1 protein-coding gene is annotated in these 2,180 nt (G+C 38.7%); it reads right to left on the reverse strand.

What is annotated here, in order from left to right:
* Nucleotides 1-2,180: hypothetical protein (locus tag IC221_RS29135; RefSeq protein WP_188172304.1), on the reverse strand; the 2,180-nt coding region annotated here is incomplete at both ends.

The following is a 2,180-nucleotide window of genomic DNA, read 5'->3' on the forward strand; positions in this document are numbered from 1 at the left end:
GCTACCGATTTTCCATCATTATCTACCCAATCACGCATTTCAATAGCTTTGTCAGGCGTTGTACCTAACTCGACGAATAAGTTGTATAGTGCTACTGAATCTTCTTGCCCTAATGTAAATAATAGATCGATTTGCTTCGTGAAGATCGTTAGACCAGTGATAGAAGTTGACGTGATATTTAATCTATAGCTGTCTGCGTTGTCACTAGTCATTGAAGGAATGCTCAGTAGAGAAGTAGAGCTTTCCGTTGATCCGTCGCTAACTTTAGTCCAGTTATATTCTAGAGAAGCGATTTCAAAACCACCATCATATGAGTAAGAGTCTCCGAAAGTGACTGTTGCTGTTTCTGTATTTGCACTGCTATACGTCTGGCCTGCATAACTGCTGATGTATTCACTATTTTCAATCAGTTCATCGAAGAATAGGAGGTTATTATCAACATTAAACTGCGTTTTCTGATCATTAGCATTATCGAAAGAAGTCAATGCCACATCCTCCAATTGGTTGTCAGATAGATTTACCGTTTCAAGGTAACCAAAGTTTCCAATTGTCAGACTTGTTGGTAAGCTTGTTAAATCTCTATTCGAAAGATCAAGGTCGATCACTCTACCGTAGTTGTCAATTTGAGTAGCAACTGATTTTCCGTCATTATCCACCCAATCACGCATTTCAATAGCTTTGTCAGGCGTTGTTCCTAACTCAACGAACAAGTTGTAAAGTGCTACTGAATCTTCTTGTCCTAATGTAAATAATAGATCGATTTGTTTTGTGAAGATCGTTAGACCAGTGATAGAAGTTGAAGTGATATTCAATCTATAACTATCTGCATTCTCACTAGTCATTGAAGGAATACTTAACGCTGCAACAGAGCTTTCCGTCGATCCATCGCTAACTTTAGTCCAGTTGTATTCAAGAGAAGCGATTTCAAATCCACCATCATAAGAGTAAGGATCTCCGAAAGTGACTGTCGCTGTTTCTGTATCTGCTCCGCTAAATGTTTGCCCGTCGTAACTGCTGATGTACTCGCTATTGTCAATTAGGTCGTCGAAGAATAGGAGGTTATTATCAACATTGAACTGCGTTTTCTGATCATTGGCATTATCAAAAGTAGTCAATGCTACATCCTCCAATTGGTTATCAGACAAGTTTACAGTTTCTAAATACCCGAAGTTCTCAATCGTCAGACTCGTCGGCATGCTTGTTAAGTCTCTATCAGAAAGGTCCAAATCAATAACTCTACCGTAGTTGTCAATTTGAGTAGCTACCGATTTTCCATCATTATCTACCCAATTACGCATTTCTATTGCTTTATCAGGCGTTGTGCCTAACTCTACGAATAGATTATACAATGCTACTGAATCTTCTTGTCCTAATGTAAATAATAGATCGATTTGTTTTGTGAAGATGGTTAGACCAGTGATTGATGTTGAAGTGATATTCAATCTATAGCTGTCCGCATTGTCACTAGTCATTGAAGGAATGCTTAACTCTGCTGCTGAGCTTTCCGTTGATCCGTCGCTTACTTTAGTCCAGTTATATTCTAAAGAGGCGATTTCAAATCCACCGTCGTAAGAGTAAGGATCTCCAAAAGTGACTGTTGCTGTTTCTGTATTTGCACTGCTATACGTCTGGCCTGCATAACTGCTGATGTATTCACTATTTTCAATAAGTTCATCAAAGAATAGGAGATTATTGTCAACATTGAACTGCGTTTTCTGATCATTGGCATTATCAAATGAAGTTAATGCCACATCCTCCAATTGGTTATCCGCAAGATTTACCGTTTCAAGGTAACCAAAGTTTCCAATCGTCAAACTCGTCGGCAAGCTAGTTAAAGCTCTATTTGAAAGATCAAGGTCGATCACTCTACCGTAGTTATCAATTTGAGTAGCTACTAATTTTCCGTCATTATCCACCCAATCACGCATTTCGATTGCTTTATCAGGTGTAGTTCCTAACTCCACAAATAGATTATACAATGCCACTGAATCTTCTTGACCTAATGTAAATAATAAGTCAATTTGTTTTGTGAAGATGGTTAGCCCAGTGATAGAAGTTGAAGTGATATTTAATCTATAGCTGTCCGAGTTGTCACTTGTCATTGAAGGAATGCTTAACTCCGCCGCTGAGCTTTCCGTTGATCCGTCACTTACTTTAGTCCAGTTGTACTCTAGAGAAGC

The organism is Flammeovirga sp. EKP202 (genome assembly GCF_014534745.1).
Lineage (GTDB): Bacteria > Bacteroidota > Bacteroidia > Cytophagales > Flammeovirgaceae > Flammeovirga.